16 protein-coding genes and 2 tRNA genes are annotated in these 20,366 nt (G+C 29.6%); 15 read left to right on the plus strand and 3 right to left on the minus strand.

Annotated features, from left to right (window positions below; genetic code table 11):
• Nucleotides 1-3 precede the first annotated feature (3 nt).
• Together OW730_RS08820 and OW730_RS08825 are read left to right on the plus strand one after the other, a co-directional pair.
• Nucleotides 4-77: transfer RNA gene (locus tag OW730_RS08820), tRNA-Gly, on the plus strand.
• A 436-nt stretch (nt 78-513) separates the two neighbouring features.
• A tRNA-Arg gene (locus OW730_RS08825) sits at nt 514-590 on the plus strand.
• Nucleotides 591-699: 109 nt separating this feature from the next.
• Here the strand turns inward: OW730_RS08825 and OW730_RS08830 are convergent.
• Nucleotides 700-1,869, minus strand: a complete 1,170-nt coding sequence (locus tag OW730_RS08830; RefSeq protein WP_271228661.1) for a tyrosine-type recombinase/integrase — start codon at nt 1,867-1,869, stop codon at nt 700-702.
• Nucleotides 1,870-2,177: 308 nt separating this feature from the next.
• The gene (locus OW730_RS08835; protein ID WP_271228662.1) at nt 2,178-2,564 is read right to left on the minus strand and encodes a helix-turn-helix domain-containing protein; all 387 of its coding nucleotides are present in this window, start codon (nt 2,562-2,564) and stop codon (nt 2,178-2,180) included.
• A gap of 180 nt (nt 2,565-2,744) precedes the next feature.
• On the opposite strand from OW730_RS08835, the gene OW730_RS08840 reads away from it, so the two are divergent.
• The 9 genes from OW730_RS08840 (at nt 2,745) to OW730_RS08880 (ending at nt 15,804) form a co-directional block, all read left to right on the plus strand.
• Complete coding sequence (locus OW730_RS08840) at nt 2,745-2,957, plus strand: helix-turn-helix transcriptional regulator (RefSeq protein ID WP_271228663.1); 213 nt, start codon at nt 2,745-2,747, stop codon at nt 2,955-2,957.
• 103 nt (nt 2,958-3,060) lie between these two features.
• The gene (locus tag OW730_RS08845; RefSeq protein WP_271228664.1) at nt 3,061-3,309 is read left to right on the plus strand and encodes an excisionase; all 249 of its coding nucleotides are present in this window, start codon (nt 3,061-3,063) and stop codon (nt 3,307-3,309) included.
• Nucleotides 3,310-3,339: 30 nt separating this feature from the next.
• On the plus strand, nt 3,340-4,044 hold the full coding sequence (locus OW730_RS08850) for a Rha family transcriptional regulator (RefSeq protein WP_271228665.1): 705 nt from the start codon (nt 3,340-3,342) through the stop codon (nt 4,042-4,044).
• A gap of 18 nt (nt 4,045-4,062) precedes the next feature.
• The gene (locus tag OW730_RS08855; RefSeq protein ID WP_271228666.1) at nt 4,063-4,710 is read left to right on the plus strand and encodes a hypothetical protein; all 648 of its coding nucleotides are present in this window, start codon (nt 4,063-4,065) and stop codon (nt 4,708-4,710) included.
• On the plus strand, nt 4,622-5,380 hold the full coding sequence (locus tag OW730_RS08860) for an ATP-binding protein (protein ID WP_271228667.1): 759 nt from the start codon (nt 4,622-4,624) through the stop codon (nt 5,378-5,380). The genes OW730_RS08855 and OW730_RS08860 overlap by 89 nt, the downstream gene beginning before the upstream one ends.
• Nucleotides 5,381-6,370: 990 nt before the next feature.
• Nucleotides 6,371-7,339, plus strand: a complete 969-nt coding sequence (locus OW730_RS08865) for an FRG domain-containing protein (RefSeq protein WP_271228668.1) — start codon at nt 6,371-6,373, stop codon at nt 7,337-7,339.
• A 559-nt stretch (nt 7,340-7,898) separates the two neighbouring features.
• Entirely contained in the window at nt 7,899-10,247 is a 2,349-nt protein-coding gene (locus tag OW730_RS08870; protein ID WP_271228669.1) for a hypothetical protein, read from the plus strand.
• Nucleotides 10,248-10,528: 281 nt separating this feature from the next.
• The gene (locus OW730_RS08875) at nt 10,529-11,200 is read left to right on the plus strand and encodes a hypothetical protein (protein ID WP_271228670.1); all 672 of its coding nucleotides are present in this window, start codon (nt 10,529-10,531) and stop codon (nt 11,198-11,200) included.
• Between the two features lie 1,529 nt (nt 11,201-12,729).
• Nucleotides 12,730-15,804, plus strand: coding sequence for an NACHT N-terminal Helical domain 1-containing protein (locus tag OW730_RS08880; protein ID WP_271228671.1), 3,075 nt, complete (start codon nt 12,730-12,732; stop codon nt 15,802-15,804).
• Between the two features lie 683 nt (nt 15,805-16,487).
• Here OW730_RS08880 and OW730_RS08885 read toward each other — a convergent pair.
• Nucleotides 16,488-17,198 (minus strand): glycoside hydrolase family 73 protein, encoded by a 711-nt coding sequence (locus OW730_RS08885; protein ID WP_271228672.1) that lies wholly within the window; start codon nt 17,196-17,198, stop codon nt 16,488-16,490.
• A 254-nt stretch (nt 17,199-17,452) separates the two neighbouring features.
• On the opposite strand from OW730_RS08885, the gene OW730_RS08890 reads away from it, so the two are divergent.
• The 4 genes from OW730_RS08890 to OW730_RS08905 all read left to right on the plus strand — a co-directional run bounded on the left by OW730_RS08890 (nt 17,453) and on the right by OW730_RS08905 (nt 20,289).
• Complete coding sequence (locus OW730_RS08890) at nt 17,453-17,821, plus strand: hypothetical protein (RefSeq protein WP_271228673.1); 369 nt, start codon at nt 17,453-17,455, stop codon at nt 17,819-17,821.
• A gap of 91 nt (nt 17,822-17,912) precedes the next feature.
• Nucleotides 17,913-18,431: a hypothetical protein gene (locus OW730_RS08895; RefSeq protein WP_271228674.1), complete on the plus strand. Its 519-nt coding sequence runs from the start codon at nt 17,913-17,915 to the stop codon at nt 18,429-18,431.
• A gap of 60 nt (nt 18,432-18,491) precedes the next feature.
• The gene (locus tag OW730_RS08900; protein WP_271228675.1) at nt 18,492-18,854 is read left to right on the plus strand and encodes a hypothetical protein; all 363 of its coding nucleotides are present in this window, start codon (nt 18,492-18,494) and stop codon (nt 18,852-18,854) included.
• Nucleotides 18,855-19,029: 175 nt separating this feature from the next.
• Nucleotides 19,030-20,289 carry a hypothetical protein gene (locus OW730_RS08905; RefSeq protein ID WP_271228676.1) on the plus strand — a complete coding sequence of 420 codons (1,260 nt, stop codon included), beginning with the start codon at nt 19,030-19,032 and terminating at the stop codon, nt 20,287-20,289.
• Nucleotides 20,290-20,366: the final 77 nt, after the last annotated feature.

Consider the following 20,366-nt stretch of genomic DNA (forward strand, 5'->3'; position numbering starts at 1 on the left):
AATGCGGGTGTAGTTCAATGGTAGAACTCCAGCCTTCCAAGCTGGTAGCGTGGGTTCGATTCCCATCACCCGCTCCATTTTTTTATTTAAAACTATTTTTAAATAATATAGATACTAAGTTTGTACCAAGATTATTCCTGGTACATAATTTATACTTAAATACTGTAAATATAATGCTCTACATGATTATGTTGACAATAATATGATAATTAAATAGTAAGGTTTTGATATACTTTAGAGTGTTTATTTTGATTTAAGGTGGTTAGATCAAGGCGTGCGCCGAACGAGCAGGGTCATACATAAATAATGATACTCGAGCAGCGCAGAGAGGTGCAACAACGCAGATATAAAGAATTAATAAAAAAATATTGTACTTTAGTATGTTTATGTTAATTTAAGCTGATTAGTTCAAGGCGCAAGATGAACGAGCAGCGGAGTGTACAGAGGTAGTACATGAGCAGCGCAGAGAATCGCAGTAACGCCGAAATAAGTAGTTTAAATTAACATAAACAAGCACCTATAGCTCAGCTGGATAGAGTTACGGACTTCGAATCCGGGGGTCGCAGGTTCGAATCCTGTTAGGTGTACCATAAAACATTGATACAGGCGGGTTCTCACAATAGTGGGAATCCGCTTTTTTGTGATTTTTTGCGTTTTTCCCGCACTTTTCCCGCACTAGTTTTTAATAAGGAATAAAAACTAGACAAACAATCGGTTCAATTTCTCCACTGCTGTAATCCGCTCCTTAGGCATAACGTGGGTGTATATATTGGCTGTCATTGTTATGTCAGAATGTCCAAGCAATGTTTGTATTGTTTTGAGCGGTATTTTTGCTTCAAACAATTTTGTTGCATATGTATGCCTGTAAGTATGGAATTTTCGGTAGGAAACTCCAGCTCTATTTAACAGTCTTTCATGTGCTCTAATTATGTTCCTTTGGTTGATGAAGTTGCCTGTTTGAGTACAGAAAACTAGATTCTTATTGGTATATGATGAACCTGCTTTTAACTTTTCTTCAAGCTGCATGGTCCTGTGGCGTTTTATAACAGGAATAAGGCTTGATGGTATTGGAACTGTTCTATTTGAACTTTTGGACTTTGGAGGAATAAGAACAAAAGTATGACTCTTCTTCATATCTTCATCAAAAACTGGCTGCCTCTTCAGTGTCTTGTTAACATGTAGTTCCATTCTTTTAAGATCTATATCATCCCATGAAAGAGCTAGAAGTTCACCTTGTCTTAATCCTGTGCCAAGGGCAAGAAGAATAAGGCACTCAAGTCTATCTTCTTTGAGAGTTTCCTTTACTAGTTTTATTTCATTTTCAGAGAAAACTTCAACACTTTCCTTTTTTAGCTCAGATCTGCCTGGGATAACTAGTTTTTTACTAGAGCAGGGATTTCTATTGATATAACCCTCATCAAGAGCATAATTTAAAAATGCCTTAAGTATCTTGTTGAGAGTTCTAATGGATGATGATGTTTTTCCGCTGCAGTAAATACGGTTGTAGTATCTCTGAATCTGTATGGATTTAAGTTCGCTTAGATTAACAAAATAAAGTTCACTGTTCTTTATGTAGTTTCGGTATACACCTTCATAACGTTCAAATGTTGAGGGTTTTATCCTATCGGAGACATACATAATCTCATATAACCAAAGATGCATTAGCTCTCCAAGGGTAACGTTCTTATAATCCATTGGGGCTCCACTGTTGATCATATTCATGTATTCATCACGGAGTTTTTCTGCTTCTTTTTTACTCTCTGCATAAAAATCTTTTCTAATAAGTTTTCCTTCTGCAGTTCTACCTAGAGTAACAGTTAATCTATAATAGTTCTTTCCGTTTTTCTCACAATTAGTTTTGCGTGCCATAATGATGCCTCCTTAAAGTGGTTTTGTCACGAAAAACTTTTATGAGAAATAATGCAAGGAATTCTTGTACACTTTTATTTATTAAATTTATTCTGTTAATTGGTGATTTGCTTTTTAAATAATCAATAGTTATGTTAGTTTTAAAGCAAAATCTACCAGATGTATTCTCTTTCATTATTAGCAACCTCCTGTACTTTTATACATAAGAGCAAACTAAAGTTTGCATAAAAAAAGCCGGTCTTTAACCGAACAGGACCAGGAGTATTAAGCATGATAAGAATAGATAAGCAATGAACATAAATTTAAGATCACTGCTTTTCTTTTGAAACCTCTTCCTCTATGTCTTTAAGTAAATAAGACACATCAAACCCAACAGATTTTAGCTTGTCCATAAGTTTAGAGAGTACTTCAGGATTTATATTATGAGACTCGTTTTCGTCAACAATAATTGAATATGAACCATCAGTATCTGAATACTTATAGGCTTTTGGGTTATTAGTGAGCCCAAAAAGATAATCAGTGGACACGCTGTAAAATTCCGCTAGTTTAAACAGCATGCTTGTATTAGGAATTCTGCTGCCTTTCTCCCAGTTTGAAACGGTTTGTTTTGAAACATCCATGATTTTTGCTAATTCAGTTTGGTTAATACCGTGTGATAATCGGCATTCTTTTAATCTCAAGTTTAAATTGTTCATATTACACACCCTCCTATGAACATTATAAACTATTAGCTGATATTAAAGAATACTTTATGACAAAAAAACAAAAATTTAGGATAATAGTAAATTTATTGTTGACAGTATACCATATTTTAACTACAATGTAAATATATTAAATAAGCTTAAAGTTTACAGAAAGGAAAGGTGATTTAAAAAATGAATGCACCGTATAAAAAATTAAAAGCATACAGACAATTGGCAGGGATGAACCAATCAGAGTTCGGTAAAATCCTTGGTATAAGCTTGAGTAACTATAATTCTAAGGAAAATGGAAAGGCTCCTTTTACTCTTCAAGAGGCAAAAAAGATTTCGGAATATTTCCAGACTACCATTGATGAGGTGTTTTTTAAAGATGATGTAAACTTTTAGATTACACAAAATGTCAGCTACAAGTTTACAAAATGGATTATTTTAGTGTCATATAGATGAATATAGTTTGATACAGAATGTTGAATTAAGGGGGAGTTTACTGATGGAATTTACATTACAGGAATTAAAAGATAGTGTAAGAGAGGTTATCGAAGGGATTGAAGATAAAGCAACCCTTACAATACAGGAGTGTAATAAGTACACAGGGATAGGTCGGGATAAACTTATGGAACTAGCACACAGCAAGGAATCGGATTTTCCATGCTTCAGAGTAGGGAACAGGTTCCTGATAAACAAGGAGATGCTAATTGCATGGCTGAAGAAGGTAACAGTAGAGGGGAGAGTTCTATAGTTTTATAAAAAGATAATGGGGGTAAGTATTATGATTGAAGCTATTAATGTAATTGAGAATAAAGGAATGTTGGTTGTTAGCAGCAGAGAAGTTGCAGAGAATTTTGAGAAGAGACATGATCATATCATCAGGGATATTGAGAACCTGAAAAATGGGTTTCCCCAAAATTGGGGAGACCTGGAAAAGTACTTTATAGAAGGTCAGTACCAGAATCAGCAGAACAAACAGTTCTATAAAGAATACTTTCTAACAAGGGATGGGTTCACCCTTTTAGTTATGGGATTCACCGGTGCAAAGGCAGTAACATGGAAGATGAAGTATATCGATGCCTTTAATAAGATGGAAGAGGAACTTAGGGATCCATTTAAACATCTAAGTACGGAACTGAAAGCTATATTTGTAATAGATAAGAAAAGTCAGGAGATTGAGGGCAGGGTTGAGGTACTAGAGAACAGGATGACCATAGATTATGGACAGCAGCTGGTTCTTCAGGAACTTGCAAAGGAGAATGCAGTTAGGAGTATGAATGGTATAGAAAGTAATGCATATAAAAACAGAAAGCTCAGGAGGAAGGTGTTCTCCAAAGTGTGGAAGGATTACAAGGATTATTTCGAAATGAACAGCTATAGGAACACAGCCAAGAAGGATTTTGATAAGGCGAAGGAGTATCTCAAGGGTTGGAAACCACAGGGGAAACTTCTGAGGGATATAGAACAGTGCATGAGTGTAATATAGAGGATAGGAGATGGGAACATGGCTACCTATAGGGTTATTAAGGATAGAGAAAATCCCTATGTGATGATGAACAAACATGGAATCTATGACAGTAGGCTGAGCTGGAAAGCCAAAGGTCTCCTAATGTATTTCATGAGCAGGCCTGATAATTGGGAATTCCATGAGATTGAGATCAAGAAACATGCTAGAGACGGAAGGGATGGGACAAGGGCTGGGATAAAAGAACTGATTGAGAAGAAATATATAAAGAGGCATAGGGAGAGGGACACGAAAGGAAAGTTCGTTGGTTGGATGTATGAAGTTTTTGAGGTTCCTTTTGATATTCTCAGTATGGGAGAAGATTCACAAGACAGCGCTCCTGAAGATAAAGCATCAGAAGAGAATGGTAAAAAAGAAGAAAAGTGCAAGTTGGAAAAACCACCTTTGAAGAATCCAATACCGGAAAAATCGAAGTCGGAAAATACCACACTAATAATTAATGAATCTAATAATAATGATTTTATTAATAAAAGAATTTCAGTAAATAATAATGAAGATATAGGCACGGAGAAAATCAGAAGCGAAGGAGAGGGGAATCATGGGGATAATAGAAACTGTGGAGAGGATAAGAGAACAATCTCTGGAAAATCAGAAAAGACAGCAACCAGTGAAGATGACATCATATAGATGTAGTAAATGTCGCGACACAACCTGGATTATTGTTGATGATAAAGCCAGAAGATGCCAGTGTTATAAGATAGACAAAACAAAGAAGCTTTGGGAAGCATCAGGAGTAAGTATAGAACAGCAGGATAAGACATTTAAATCATATATACCTTATAGTTATGATACTAAAAGGGCAAGAGAATGTGGGATTGAGTATTTTAGAAACTATAATGAACGGAAGAATACAAGATATAACTCAATAGCTTTTTTAGGACAAGTTGGCAGCGGAAAAACACATCTCAGTATTGCCCTTGCTGTAAACTTTCTTAACAGAGAAATTCCTGTTGTATATATGCCTTTCAGAGATACCATGATGAATATAAAGATGAATATTCTGGACCATGAGTATTATCAAAAGAGCTTAGAGAAATATCAGAAAGCAGAGATTCTTCTAATTGATGATCTCTATAAGGGTAAGATAACAGCCAGTGATCTTAACATTATGTTTGAGATAATAAATTATAGATACATCAACCAGATGCCTATTATAATAAGTTCAGAGAAGGGAATAGATGATATATTAAAGATGGATGAAGCAATAGGCAGCAGAATTTATGAGATGTGTAAGGGCATGATTGTAGAGATAAAGGGGAAGGAGAATAATTATAGAATTAGAGGATGTAGAAACTGAGAAGAGGAAGAGAAAAGCTATTAAATCGGTGTGGGATTTGATAGCTTTTTCTTGATTATTAAGTCTAAATTTTTTTATATGAAATTTTCAATAATGTATCGAATCTAATTTAAGAAACAGAACTGAAGATATTGAAAAGTAAAGGTTTATAATATACTTCTATTAATCTTATCCCAAAATAAATAAAAAAATGAAAGTTTATAAAGGAAATTGTATATAATATATGAAAAAATTGAAACAAGTAACAATATTAAGTATAATTAATTAGATATAACTTTGAATAATTTTAAATAGTTCTATTTACATATTTGTATGTGTTTTAATAGGTATAATAAATTTTGATATTGTGATTAAAATGTCTATAATGGAAAGTTGAGATTAGTAATAAAGTAGTAAAGATTATGAGTATATTGTTTTTAAGTACGCTATAAAAACAACTTAATATATAAACTAATGGTTAAGAGTAAGAAAAGATTCTTAAATCAACCATATGTTAATGAAATACGAATTGGGTTCAAGAAAAAAAGTGGTTGGTGAAATTGATTATTAGTAATTATAAATGTTCATATCCTTATAAAGTCAATTATTCATTGAGGTTAGTTATGAATGTTTATGAGAAGAAAGTAAGAAATATGGTTGTTGATGACATAGTACTTAAGTATTTGGTAATTGGAAAAAACAGACAAGGTTATCGTTAGGATGAACTCATCTGTATATAAGACTACATTCTTTAACGTGTATTTTGATTTGATAGATTCCTATTGTACCATCGAATATAGACCAAAAATCGTAGAGTTATTTGGTAGGTATGGAATAAATAAAGGCTAGAATTATAAAAATGTAATGCTGTATTAAAGGTTAACTATAGTAATAACCTGATTATAGAAGGTTTCTCTTTCATAAAGAAAAATATCCGATAAATCTTATAGATAAAAACACAGACAAGACTATTTAATATAAAATTTTGTGAATAAAGAAGGGATTTTAACAATGAAAATTGAGAATATAAAGTATAGTAGTTTTTTTGATTTTTTTGAAGATATCTTGCCAACAGGAAAACTGAGTGATAAATTGAATGGATTTGTTTTTAGAGGTGAGCCAACTAATAAATATAAACTATTGCCATCGGCTTTACGTTTGGAAAATAAAGATAGACTGTGGAGAGGGAATAAGCCGATAGATGATCAATCAGAATGGGAATCATGGCAAATTCATGCAGAGTATATACTGTTGAGAGATTTCTACAAAATAGCCAACAATAATGGTTTGAAAGTGCCATATATAGAATCGATTAGAGATAATTTTGTGGATTGTTTTCCAACTGAAAAATTAATGCAAATGAGTAATTATAAATGGATATCAAAAGAAATTGAAGAATTAGCAGCATTAGCACAGCATTATGGAATATTAACTAGATTGTTAGATTGGACGTGGGATATTAATATAGCTTTCTATTTTGCAGCTATTGGGGCAATTAAACAGTGCGTGAAAAATGAGTTTATAAATAATGATACAATTGTAATTTGGGCATTAAATGCCCAGCATATACAGTTTTTACAGCCAACAGTGGATATGATTCCTCTGAAATTTGTTGTCCCATCGTATTATAGTAATCCAAATTTAAATGCTCAAAAAGGGGTGCTTTCATATTGGGAAATTGAAATGAATAGTAATATAGAAGAAATAAGGGGAATGTACTCTGGCAAAGGTCCGAAGCTTGTAGATAGAACACCTTTGGATGAGGTACTTGCTAAATATTGTTCTGATAATAAAGATGATAATATTACTTTGCTATATAAATTTGAATTCCCCAAAAGTGACTGTATTAAAGTATTTGAAAGTATTAGTAAATTTGGATATGAGGCTTCAAGAATATTTCCAGGTTATAGTGGAGTTACAAGACAAATTGAAGAACAAGTTTTGTTAAATGAATTACAAAAAAGTAGAAAGATTGTTTAAATGAACTTTTTAATAAAATTCATATATAAATTTATGTTTATAACTTAACATTATCCATATACCCATTAGGCTAATAATCTGAAGTTGGTTATAGGGAATAATATGTATTAGGAGAAGTTCAAATGTGAGTTTATTAGTTAAAAATGTGAAACATATAAATAAATTAAATAATTCTAGAGGATTAAATATTCTAATATTTTACATGATATGAGCTGCATATTGCAAATTAGTAAAAAGGACGTTTTTGTAGCTTTCTTCTTGCTAAATGCTGTTTATTATAGTTATCTTAATCAACATCAATTTGATCGTGACAATAAGGTTCTTTAGTGGAATTATTGAGGGAGTAATGAAAAGTATTTGATATTTGTAAATGTATTTATGATAGCCATTTCTAGATTTAAATAAACATTTAGGCATAAACTTATGCTGTTAGTACCTTTCATTACTTTGGGATATCTATTATTTATATAGAGTATCGTAGATAGTATAATTTAGAAGTGATGAAAATTTGATAAAGTTTTGAGAGTTATTTTTAAATAGTAAAGGGAGTTTGATGAAAATGGATAATATAAAAAAACATGAAGAATTTATGAAGTTAATAGACGAAACGTCAAGAGTATTAGATGAAAAGCTTATAAATGGTGAGATTACCCAGTATGAATATGATGAATTAAAATCATTAGACATTGAATACGATGAAGAAAAAGACCCAATTGAGCTATTTAAAGAGCTTTATACAGAAAGAAAACCAATAAAATGTAGTAAATTGTTACTTGCTATTTATGACAAACATAAGAATAGCTTTAGAAAAGCTGTCTTATTAAGTGAGTGTTTCCCAGATCCTTTGGGTTTCATGTATAATCAAGAAATCCATGGATTCACTATATTAATTATTGAAAGGGCTTTTAAGTTATCAATTTCAAAAGAGTATCCAGAGGAATTTATAAGCGAATTGCGACAGTTATATTTAGCTTTCATGTTTTTTAATCATAATAATTTAAGAAATACTGAAAAACTTGATAAGTGTGAATTTATGGATTTCTCATTGTCAGAGCAGATAAGGATGATAGGTATTTTTCTTCAAGACCAAAATAGACTTGTACAACAGTTGAAGGAAAATGAGATAAAAAGACAGGAGTTTTTTACTGGAATGGAATCTGCTATTTCAAACAGAATCCCTGATAGGAATCCAAATATGTTAGTTTCATTTGAAGATAATCTTGAGGGGCTACTAGAGGCTTTTGATATTATAATACGATATCTGTATTTTAAGAAGAGTAAAGATTACAAAAAGAAAACAATACCAGAACATGGAGACATAACTCATATTAAAATTCCTTCATTAGAGTTAATAATACATTTATCAATTCAAAGAAATCTTCTAATAAAAACATGGGAAAAGTTTAAGTATTCACAATGGAATGTAGGTCTGCAGAATAATGATGGGGAAGAAACTTATATATTTATGCCAAAGTTAGAGGAGGAATATAGAGAACATATTATTGGAGCCAATAGAAGGCAATACTTTTTAATGAGTAATCTATTTAAGAATAAATATATTGAAAGTGAATTAAAAAACAGAGAGATAATTTCTAAAATTTCTGGTGAAATCAATAAGGATGAAATTAAAACATTGTTTTCAATCAATAAGGAAGATTATTTTTGTGCAATAAAAACCTATCAATCAATGATAAATGCATACAAATTAAATATGCATCCATACTACTTAGAGCTAAATCTAGATGGAGTGATGATTGAAGATACCTTTAGAGTATTTGAGTTATTGCATGTTTTAGCGGAATGTTACAAACAAGCAATTTACAAGGATTTTGATCAAGAAGATAACTCTTGGTATAAATACTTATGTCCAATTATTCCTATTGAATATTTCACTGAAAGTTTAACCAATTATTACGGTTTCACTAAAGAATATTCTTTAAAACTAATTAATTGTTTTACTTTCAAGAAAGGAATCCAAGGGGAAAGTGATGTCTTTTCTAGACCGTTAATATTAGTAAATTCAGCTAATATAATTTTCTGCCCCATCCTAATGCAACAGATGAATTTAGAAAGAATAATTGAAATGCTGCTTAGTAATTTCAAAGTAAATATCGCCCGAATTGGAACTGATTTTGAGAATCGTATCAAATTAATTTTATCTTATGTTAATGGAATAAAAGTCAACACAAGCAAAATTGAGTTTTTTGCATCAGATGGAAGGGATATTGAATTCGATTTTATTGGAACATTTGATGATCATTTATTACTGTGGGAATTTAAAGCAATGACAGTACCCTATAGTGCAAAAAAACATTTAGAGTGTAAGAAAACTATTATGGAAGGTGTAGACCAGATTGAAAGAAGAAGTAGAATAATAAAAACCGATTGGAAAAAGATAAAAGAATTGGCGAACATCGAATTGCCCGAGGAACCTTTTAGTGATGACAAAATAATTAAGTTAGTTGGTACTAATATTTTTGATTTCACAACATTGGTTTACGGAGATGATATTAGAATAGTAGATGAGTCTACTCTATTAAAATTTTTTGTTAATCCAGAAGTGAAAGTGATGAGTATTAATGATAAAAAGGTATTAAATTCAAAAAAATTGTGGAAAAGTTCAGTACCAACCACAAATGAGTTTAAACAATATTTAGAAAATCCAATAACAACATCACCATATAACGAGTGTATAGAAGCTTTTCCTAAAGCTTTTGATGTTTTTGAAGATGATTATCCTTTTGCTATAATCGATCAGATATTGACTAAGGATCCTTATGGTCAAGAAATTGAAAGTGTTATTAAATTTAAAAAAGAAACTTTGAATAATAAAAAGCATAAAAGAAAAAAGTCTTCAAATAAAAAAACAAAAAGTCCAAAGAAAAAACGAAAGAAAAAAAAGAAATAGTTTTTGTACCTTGCCTCATCAAGTGAGGCTTTTTCATGCAAAAATTAAAGGGGAACAAAAATAAAAACTATTAAGAAATTGTAGCATCGTAATGGTGGTTTGTATCACACTACCCCTCATTAGAAGGCGAGGAGAGTAAGAAAACTATCCTCGAAAGGTATCTGGTGTGCGTAGAATGTTGCATGTAATCAGCTTCTAATTATCCATATAACTGGACAGGTTATGTCTAAAACGGGAAGTTTAATTTACAAATTGATACTAGCGAAAGGAGTTGCTTTTAGTTGAAATCTTTAATTATGGAGAATAGGTGTAAAGAACGGTGGTACCCAACGGCAATAGATAGATATAGAACATATATCAAGCTAGATATGACAATTGACGGAAGTGAACAACTTAGAAATAACATAGCATACAACTTACAATACTTAGAATATATTCAAAAACAGCAAAATGAATTGAACTTATCATCAGTTATATATGTAATGTTGTGTAAATCATATATTATCTCAGGCATGGGAATAATAGAGGGATTATTCAGCAATCTTTTGAAATCTAAAGGTCTATGGAATTCGACTGTTTGGGAGAGTAAGAGGAGAATAAAATCAAACGAAAGTGTAATTGATGGAAAAAAAATTAAGATTGAAACTGAAATATTTGAGAAAGTTGATGCTTATGAAATGAGAATGGATTTGGATTCTATGATTAAAAAGATTGAATCTAAGAAACTATTATCAATAGAACATAAAAATTTTCCAATTATAAAGAAATTACGAGGTTTACGTAATAGAGTACATTTACAACAGGCCAATAATAGATTTGATACAGATTATCATAACTTTAGTTATGAAGAAAAAAATGAAATGGGAGAAATTTTATACACTATTTTAACGGATGAGATTTTTTGTACAATGCCACAATATCCAGAAATATTTGAGTTTTTAAAAAATAAATAATATCTCTTAATAGACATTATTTTGAAATATTATATGAATGTTAAGAAAAAGTATTAGCTTAAGAATATCATAAATAGAAGTTGATGATAGTATCCAAATTTATTACAAAGTACTATGCTGCTATTATACATTTTATATCTCCCATTATCTATATAATGGGAGATATAAATTGAGAAAAAATAATAATTATTGAAATGAAACTTTGGACAATCTCCAAAAGTGCTCAAAACTCAAGCTACAAAGTATTTCCAACGTATCTTTCAAAAAACCCCATGTCCTCACAACAAGTACAAACCACTGAAGTGTACCTGTTCTGACTCCTTATATTTTCGAAAGATAAGTGATTTACGCAACAATAAAGCTCTAAAGCTTTGTGAAGTACCGCACCTTTGGAACTTGTCCAAAGCAGTTGATTATATTCACCCCCGGCCCCTCAAAGGGGAGGGCGAAAAGGAGAGAGTGAACCTCAAGCATGAAGTTCACTCTCTCCTTTTCGCATATATTTTCTTACCAATAGGAAGTTATATTATATACTGAACAGTAAAGAAGTAAGTGTATTTAAGACAAAATGATATTTAGGAAATGTTTAAATCATAAACACATATGAATTAAATTAAATAATATAAGTTTTTATGTTGGTTGTATGTAATGCCATTGTTGTTATCCATATACTTAAACCATATATAAAGGGAAATCAATACCGCACCCGGAGGACATGCGGATTCATCAAGAATTTCTACAATTTAAGAGTTTTCCACTTCTCTCCAACCTCTGAAATTGAAGAAATACTAGGATTCATCCAAGCATTTCCACCAGGTACCCGCTGGACTAGCCAAGGATATAAAAGTTTATTACAATATATATTTTGATTTATGAAATAGGAATGAGAACGAAAAAGAGAACAGGGCTGTTCCATTGATTTCTTCGGGTATTTCTCTGGGGTCTTTATAGCGTATGGCTCCGTGGGTCATTCTTATTAGGAAAATAAAATGAAGTCCAATTACTTGAAGCACTCTAGGGGTTCTTAATTTTTTACTATACATTATATATACAGAAAAAACAAGTGCACATCTTGCTTGTCTAAAATATGATATTCAACTACATTTATTATTTAAAGTTTTATTTTGATTAGTGTCTTATTAATTAAATTGAAATTAGAATTAGATGCGTGAAAATTTAGGCCATTAGTAATAAATGTTTATGTTATTAGAAATCGCAATTAAAATATTTAGTATATAAAAAACTAATTAAATCATGCAAAAACTATTAATGGGTAGTGATTCTATTTTATTTATGATATATTAAAATATGTTATTACCAACAATATATTACATAAAAGTTTCCGCTATAATCAATACTGAAACTTGAGTATTATAGTTTTAGTACATAAACTTACTTGAATAAGATAGTAAGTTTATATTTAACATATGAAATTGCATTACATATTTTTAAGGTGCAGTAATAATTGAAATAATTTTCGCTTAATTAATAGATTCATGTACAAATAGTAAAGTATTAGGAGGGATTACATGATCTTAGCTGAAATGCTAGTTAAATATATAGGGGTTCCAATTTCAAAAGCATTACTAAATATTTGGTTAAAAGATAATCCAATATTAAATAGTACTAGTAATAATATAATGGATATATTAAAAACTAAAACAGATGATTTTATATCTGCTAGAAAAGTCTCACGCGAGTTTGAAAATATTGCGGATAAAGTTGGTGCTAGCTTAATACCTGTATTTGAGGTTTATAGGTTAGAGCAAATATCTATGGAGGCAGTTGCAATAGCAGTATCAAATACAATATTTGATGCGCATATATCTGCTAAACTATTAGCAGAATTATCATATAATCATAAAAGACTTAATGATTATATTTTAAGTGTAAAGAAAAAAAGAGATAGGGATTTTTCTGAACCTGAAAGAGAATTGTACAAACGATCAATTGACTTATCAGCACAATATATAATTGATCTTGCTCCACAACTACCAGATTACACTGCTAATAATTTTAATGAAATATTAAAGAGATTTGACAATTTAATGGAACTTGTTCGACAAGTTGCAGATGATCTTGAATCAATTACAACTAAAACCTATAGTGAAAATAATAATAGTAAATTTGCGGATTTTGAAAGAGATTATCGAACTGCTATAATAAGAAAGTTTGATAGACTAAATTTGTTTGGTGTTGATTTGTCTAAAATACATAAGAGATACCAACTTTCAGTAGCATATGTTTCATTAGATGTTACTACAGAAGAAGAGTATTTTGAAACTGATAAGCATAGAATGAGTGTAGAAAATGCGTTGTGTGATGAACAATTTATTGCAATAATTGGAGAAGCAGGTACAGGGAAAACAACATTATTAAAATGGTTAGCTGTTAATTCAGCAAGAGAATGTTTACAATCTTATATATCAGATTGGAAAGAAACTATTCCGTTTATTATAGAACTTAGGCGATATACAGATAAGCTTCCAACACCTGAAGATTTTATAAAACAAGTAACTCCTGAGATTTCACAAAAAATACCTGATGATTGGATTTCTAAAGTATTAGAAAGTGGAAAAGCATTATTACTAGTTGATGGCTTAGATGAAGTACCATTATCAAAGCGAGAAAAGGTGGTAGAGTGGTTAGAGGATTATATTTATACTTATAATTTGCGTGTTGTTTTTACTTCTCGACCAGCTGCAAAAGAATGGCAGGAAGTGGTTAATAGATTAGATTTTAAAAAATTAAATCTTACTCCAATGTCTTTCGAGAATATACAAATGTTTATACAACATTGGCATACTGCAGTTTTAGGTGAACAAGAAAAGGAACAAAAATATAAAATTCAATTATTAGTACAGAAACTTTTATATAAAATTCAAAATAGCAAACCATTAATGAGATTATCAACTAATCCATTATTATGTGCGATGATATGTTCGTTACATTATGAAAGAAATATGCAATTACCTTCTGATAGAAGCGAATTGTATGAGGCATGTTGTTCTATGCTACTTGAGCGTAGAGATGCTGAACGTGAAATAGCTGTAGATTCAATTTTTAATCTTACATATAAACAAAAAAGAATTTTACTTGATGACATAGCTTATTGGATGCTAAGAAATGGAAAGTCAAGTGTATCAAAAGATGAAGCAATTGAAAGAATGAATTCAAAAATAAAAAATATGTCTGAGAATATATGTGAATATGGAGCTGAAAAAATACTAAATAATTTTATTGAAAGAAGTGGCATAATACGTGAACCAACTTGTGGTGTTATTGATTTTATCCATCGTACTTTCCAAGAATATATGGCTGCTAGTGCAGCAAGTTCTGAAGGGGATTGGGGATTGTTGGCTAGGAATTCACAAGATGATCAATGGCATGAAACAATAATATTAGCAGCAGGTTTTGCAAATCTTAAATATGCCGATCAACTACTAACATGTTTGCTTGAAGCAGGAAGAAAAGAAAGTAATATGAATCATGATTTACTTGCAATGTGCTGTCTAGAAACAATAGCTGAATCATCTTATGAAATAAGAGAAGAAGTTAAAAAGCGAATAAATTATTCAATTCCACCCAAGATTTTAGCTCAGTGTAAATCATTAGCTGCAACAGGTGATCTAGCGGTACCATTTCTTGCGTATAAAAAGGATTATAATGAAGAAGAGGTATTAAGTTGTATTAAAACTTTAGGAATGATTACTTCTACAGCAGCTTTGGCACAGTTATCTTCGTATTTTTCAATAAATATGAAGCCAAAAGTATTTGATGCAATTAAGTATATTCTTGCAATTGTAACGCCAAAAGAAGTTTTTTTAAGTAAGTTGTATAAATCATTGTTAGAATATATTGAGAATAATATAGAAAATAAAAAATTGGAGTTAGATGGAGTTATTATCCAAGCCATATCTCATTCATCTTCCGAAGAATTAAATAATCTGTTTTCTTCAGAAATTAATAGTTTAACTATAACTGAATGTAAAGAACAATCTTTGAACATATTATCTTATTTTAGTGATTTAAGAATGTTAGATATAGAGGGGAATATATATAGTTTAGAAGAATTAACAAAATTTGATTCTTTACAATTACTTAGATTAAAAAATAACGGAAAACAATGGGCAGAATTAGATCATTTTAATTATTTAAAGGCTCTTAAGTCATTAATAATTATATCTGAAAATAATGATAGTTTACCGAATTTCAGAATGTTAGAATCTTTAAATAAATTACGAAAACTAGTTTTAATTTCTATTAATGGTCCAATGATAGACGCGTCGATATTTGAAGAAATCTCTTTTTTAAATAAAATTGAACATTTGCATATTGGAAGTACAGACTTGCTTGATTTTAATTTTGCTCCGCTATCAGAGTTAAGAAATCTTAAGGTATTAGAGCTTTCAATTCGAGCAGAGTACATTTCATCCAATATTATAACACTGGAAGTGTTAGAAAATTTACAAGAAATTATAATTAATACTGATTTACATGATGAAAATCTCGAAAACTTTATTCAAAATGTAGATTTTTGTGTTCCGAATTGTAAAGTTAAGTATAAAATTGATTCTTTATTTAATGATATTAACAATATTTAAAATTATATTTTAAAATAATATTTAAGTAATGAAATGAAAATTTTTTTACCATCTGAGTTTAATTTTTATGTATTTAATGTAGTTTTGCTTTTAAAATTTTCTTATTAAGGTATTTTAAAAGATATTGAGTAAAAATTTTTTATATAATACATTTATAAGTTCATTTTAGGAGTGAAAAGCTGTGTACTTTTATGTATAATGAGGATTTGTAGAACTTTTAAAAGAGCTCATCTTTCTCTTATATCCTTGTATTTTCATTTCAATATATATTCATTCAAAGTTATGTTACTGTTACAGGAATTAATTATAAATTAGAATATCACATCTCAAGCATATATGTATAGTTTTAGTTATATAAAAGATAAAATATTATAGAGATTCAAATAGATATATGTATAAGTAGTATAACTAATTCTTAAATGAATGATTTAATCTTATTGGATAAATTATATTGATAAGGGGTTAGATATAATAAAAGGCTTTGGACCAGTTCAAGTGCTGCTGATGATTTATTGTTGCTTTAGAGTTATGTGTAGAGGGGATGAAAAGAAATCTCTAAAGTTAATGCAGCTGTTGAGTTTGTCCAAAGCAACTTTATGGTTAAATTGACAGTGTAGATTAGAAAACATTCTGTCTATGGGGATACATAATTTTGTTGCAAACATGCTGGAGATATCAGTTGTCTAATCATCTCTGACAATTTGAAATAAATACGTATTGTAGTTGAGGATTATTTTTGTTAGCACTAGAATTTCCTCTTCGCCTGAAAAACTATCATCTAAGCAGCAGATTTCCCTAAAATGTTTTATAGAGCTTCTTGTTTTTGGACCAAGTATTCCGTCCGTAGCAAGGGGCTTATTTTCATAATCAGGTATCTTTAATTTGTTGAGGTTAATCTGGAGGATTAAAATAGGGTTAGCGTTTTTAATTTCTTCAGTAGTTTTTACAGGGTCATATTTGAAAAGTTCATTTTCTTCAATGATACTGATAAGCTTCTTTGGATACTGAGGATCAGTACAGTAACCACCTCTATAAAGTTCATTGCATGCGGTTTTATAATTACCAGCTGAAACCACAGGATCATATCTCCTTAAAGAAGTCAATAGATTTCCATAATCATTAAAGCTCTCAGAATAATTCTTATACTTTCTAAAAAGACATATCTTTGGAGTTTTAACTCCATCAATCCACTCATATGTATGAATCTCATTGAAATCATAACCGCAGTTTCTGGTCCATTTTATTCCGAAGATGTTGTTACCGGAGCAGTGACGTAGCCATCCAGTCTCAAGGATTGCTTGGGCAATACATACTGATGGAAGAAGATTAAACTTCTTCTGAACCTCTTCAGCATATGGAAGAAGCGTTTCTATAATTTTTGGTTTGTTTAACATAAATACACCTGCCTTTCTTATTTGTATATATGTAAGGTCTATTAAAAATTAATAGATAAAATTCATTTTATTAACCTGAATAGTGTTCTGAAATAATTGTTAATAGATTAGAAGAAATACCTGAGGTAGAATTAGAAATCAATAGGGTAAAAAACGATAAAAATCATTCAATTAATAGAAAAAAATTGTAAAAAAATATATAATAAGGATAGTAGAAAAAATAATAAGAAAAATTTATTACTAAGGAGTCCTAAATGGTTGATGAAATTTTAAAAGCAAAAAAAATATTTTCATTTAATCCTCAAACAACTGGAGGAAAATATGCGTTTGTTGAGTTAGATAAGGAGTTAACAGATAAATTTTGTAATTGCTTAAGTATGGTAAATGAGAATGAAGATTATTTTATTGTTTTTAGGGGAGACCAAAAGGAAAAAAAATTTATCTGTGAGGATTTAAATGACTATTTCGTAGTTGGACAAAAAAGCAGTTTCTTTTATCACAGTGTTTGCCGAAATGTTTACAATGAAAATTTCAAAGATTCTAACTCCTTGAAATTAGAAATAAAACAAAATATTATTGAAATCAACAAAATTATAAAAAAGAAAAAAATTAAAACAACATAGTATTTCTGGAGAGATTGAAGATAAAATTTCTGATGAAATAGAGAAATTAGATATTTCTAAATTAAGATATTTAAAAGTAATACTAACATCTGTGTTACATAATATTGGGAATGCATGGTGCGATAAAAAGAAAAGTCCACTTATATCAGCTTCAAGCTCCTTTGAAACAGCTTGCGAATTTTCAAATCCAACTAATATTGAGAAAACAAGTATAGTTATTGCAGAATATGGATATGAAGATTCACCATATTTTATCAGAACAGAAAAGCTGAATGAAATACTTAAAAATTTTGGAGTTGAGTGGTATGAAGATATTCACAAGGAAATTATGATGCTTGATGGAATATATACACATTATATACTAGGAATATTTGATATAAGAGATATGGGAGATTACGATTTTATTATGAACCCATGGTTATACGAACAGTTTAAAAAAGATATAGATATTGATTTAAAAAAAGGTATTAATGTTGAACAAACTGATTTTGAAGAAATAGCAAAAAAAATAGGATATAAGAAAGTTAATTATTTTAGATCAGATGAGAGTAATGGACGAATTATTAAGGAACTACAGAGTAAAAAAATTAGTAAAGGTGGATGTTTTTAAAATTAAATTAAAAAAAAATATTTTTAAAATAGAAATTAATAAAAGAGAATGGAGAATATTATGTCAAATAAAATTACTATTGAACATATAAAAGATATTTACGAACAAGCAGAAAAAGTTTATTTGAAAAGAATAGATAGAAAGAGTGCACTAGATATCCTTAGTAATAAGGGAATTAATAGAGGAAGTTCAAGCTGTTATTTTCTAACTATTAGTGATTTGTTAGATGGAAAGTCTTATACTAGGACAATCTCAGAGATTGCTTATAGGTATATTTTTGAAGAAATTCTCAAGAAATATGGTAAGGAAAGACTCGATAAAGCATTAACAGCCGCAGCTGCCCATGTGGAGTATTATAAGAGATACTCCACTCTAAAGAGTGTAACAGGGGTGATTGAGGAATATAGAAAAAAATGTTTGTAAAAGGAATAGTAATATTTCGGTGAAAATATGGTTGAATGATATAGTAGTTGATGAAGAGGGATATTGGGAAGAGTATTATAATAAAACTATTAAGGCTATACGAGAATAAAAACTCTACATATATTGATTTAAGTGTATTAGAGAGAATTAAAACTATAAAGAAAGAAGATGTTGTATGTTAATTAATGAAAAACAATTAAAAGGATATCTAAATTTATTAAATAGTAAGAATCAAAATGATGTAACTTTGGCTTGGGAATATTTAATGAACTCAAATTACAAATTGATAATCTCTTTAGATGATATTGAATATAAGATTCAATATTTAGGAAAAGATAAATTGATAAAGGAAATTGGAGAATACCTTATTCCATATTTTGAATCAGATAACTTATTTTTTTTAGATGATAAGCTTTTTAAGAGGATGTTGAAAGGAAAACAAATCAAAGTTCCATTAGATTATTCAATAATGTTCGATACAAACTTTGCCAGTTATATTAGCAGATTTGTTAAAGGAAAGCTAAATGAAATCGATAATAATTCAGTTTATACGGTAATTGATAAACTTATAAAAAATCAGTTCAATTTTGATTATCAATTTTATCTTTTAGAAAACTCTAAAACTATTGGAAACAAGGAAAGTGAAAGAATAGTATTGGAAAGCTTAAAAGATTTAGAGCTATTCAAAAGTATAGATTCGGATGAATATAGAAAAAGTGGAAATGTTAATTATACAATTAGTGAGGAAGTAGCCTATAAAAATGCTAGCAAAATATTTTATTCTCTTTACGGATCACAAATGGGAGAAAATATTTTGAATGTTATTAAGGAAAGACTTAATAATTGCATACTTTTTTTGATAGGTATGTATAAGATTCAATTTCAAAGCAAAAAAAGTGCAAAGAATAAAATGATAGAATTAAAAAAATATATTAATGAAGTATTGGGAGTATATCTAGAAAGAGAGTCAATTATGGCTTATGAATATTTTGATAAAAATAGAGAATTAACAATATTCAATAAGTTAACAAAAGGAAATAAGAATTTGGATAGAGAGAAGCTTATAGCAATAATAGAAAATACAGCATGGGATTTGTTAGTTCCAAGAGTTATGGAAATATCAATATCAGCATTTTCAAGAGAAGTTTTTTTTATTCCCTACTTTTTGACATTTGATCAAGGACTAAAAAAATATTTTAATCTAATTAATGCCAAGGGAATTTTATTTAAAAAAGATACAATTAATTATACTCCATTTTACAGCAAAAAGAGTCAAGATTATTTCAAAGAAAAAAATATCGATTTACGTGATTTGTTTTCAGAAGAGAATAGAGAAAAAAGATATAGAATACATGAGAAGAATTTGAGAAATTATCAAGAGGTAGTATCTAAAGAATTAGATGAATTATGGAATATTATTAATACAAATAACTGAGATCTAGTAATCTAAATAAGGACTAGCATAATTGAAAGCTAGTCCTTATTTAATGATTTAATTAATATATCTTTATT

Source organism: Oceanirhabdus sp. W0125-5, from assembly GCF_027938815.1.
Lineage (GTDB): Bacteria > Bacillota > Clostridia > Clostridiales > Clostridiaceae > Oceanirhabdus.

Coding starts and splice junctions, on each gene's coding strand:
- OW730_RS08885 (WP_271228672.1), bottom strand. CDS start 17,198: ATGTTAAACAAACCAAAAATTATAGAAACGCTTCTTCCATATGCTGAA.
- OW730_RS08870 (WP_271228669.1), top strand. CDS start 7,899: ATGGATAATATAAAAAAACATGAAGAATTTATGAAGTTAATAGACGAA.
- OW730_RS08880 (WP_271228671.1), top strand. CDS start 12,730: ATGATCTTAGCTGAAATGCTAGTTAAATATATAGGGGTTCCAATTTCA.
- OW730_RS08840 (WP_271228663.1), top strand. CDS start 2,745: ATGAATGCACCGTATAAAAAATTAAAAGCATACAGACAATTGGCAGGG.
- OW730_RS08900 (WP_271228675.1), top strand. CDS start 18,492: ATGTCAAATAAAATTACTATTGAACATATAAAAGATATTTACGAACAA.
- OW730_RS08890 (WP_271228673.1), top strand. CDS start 17,453: ATGGTTGATGAAATTTTAAAAGCAAAAAAAATATTTTCATTTAATCCT.
- OW730_RS08860 (WP_271228667.1), top strand. CDS start 4,622: ATGGGGATAATAGAAACTGTGGAGAGGATAAGAGAACAATCTCTGGAA.
- OW730_RS08905 (WP_271228676.1), top strand. CDS start 19,030: ATGTTAATTAATGAAAAACAATTAAAAGGATATCTAAATTTATTAAAT.
- OW730_RS08850 (WP_271228665.1), top strand. CDS start 3,340: ATGATTGAAGCTATTAATGTAATTGAGAATAAAGGAATGTTGGTTGTT.
- OW730_RS08835 (WP_271228662.1), bottom strand. CDS start 2,564: ATGAACAATTTAAACTTGAGATTAAAAGAATGCCGATTATCACACGGT.
- OW730_RS08865 (WP_271228668.1), top strand. CDS start 6,371: ATGAAAATTGAGAATATAAAGTATAGTAGTTTTTTTGATTTTTTTGAA.
- OW730_RS08845 (WP_271228664.1), top strand. CDS start 3,061: ATGGAATTTACATTACAGGAATTAAAAGATAGTGTAAGAGAGGTTATC.
- OW730_RS08855 (WP_271228666.1), top strand. CDS start 4,063: ATGGCTACCTATAGGGTTATTAAGGATAGAGAAAATCCCTATGTGATG.
- OW730_RS08830 (WP_271228661.1), bottom strand. CDS start 1,869: ATGGCACGCAAAACTAATTGTGAGAAAAACGGAAAGAACTATTATAGA.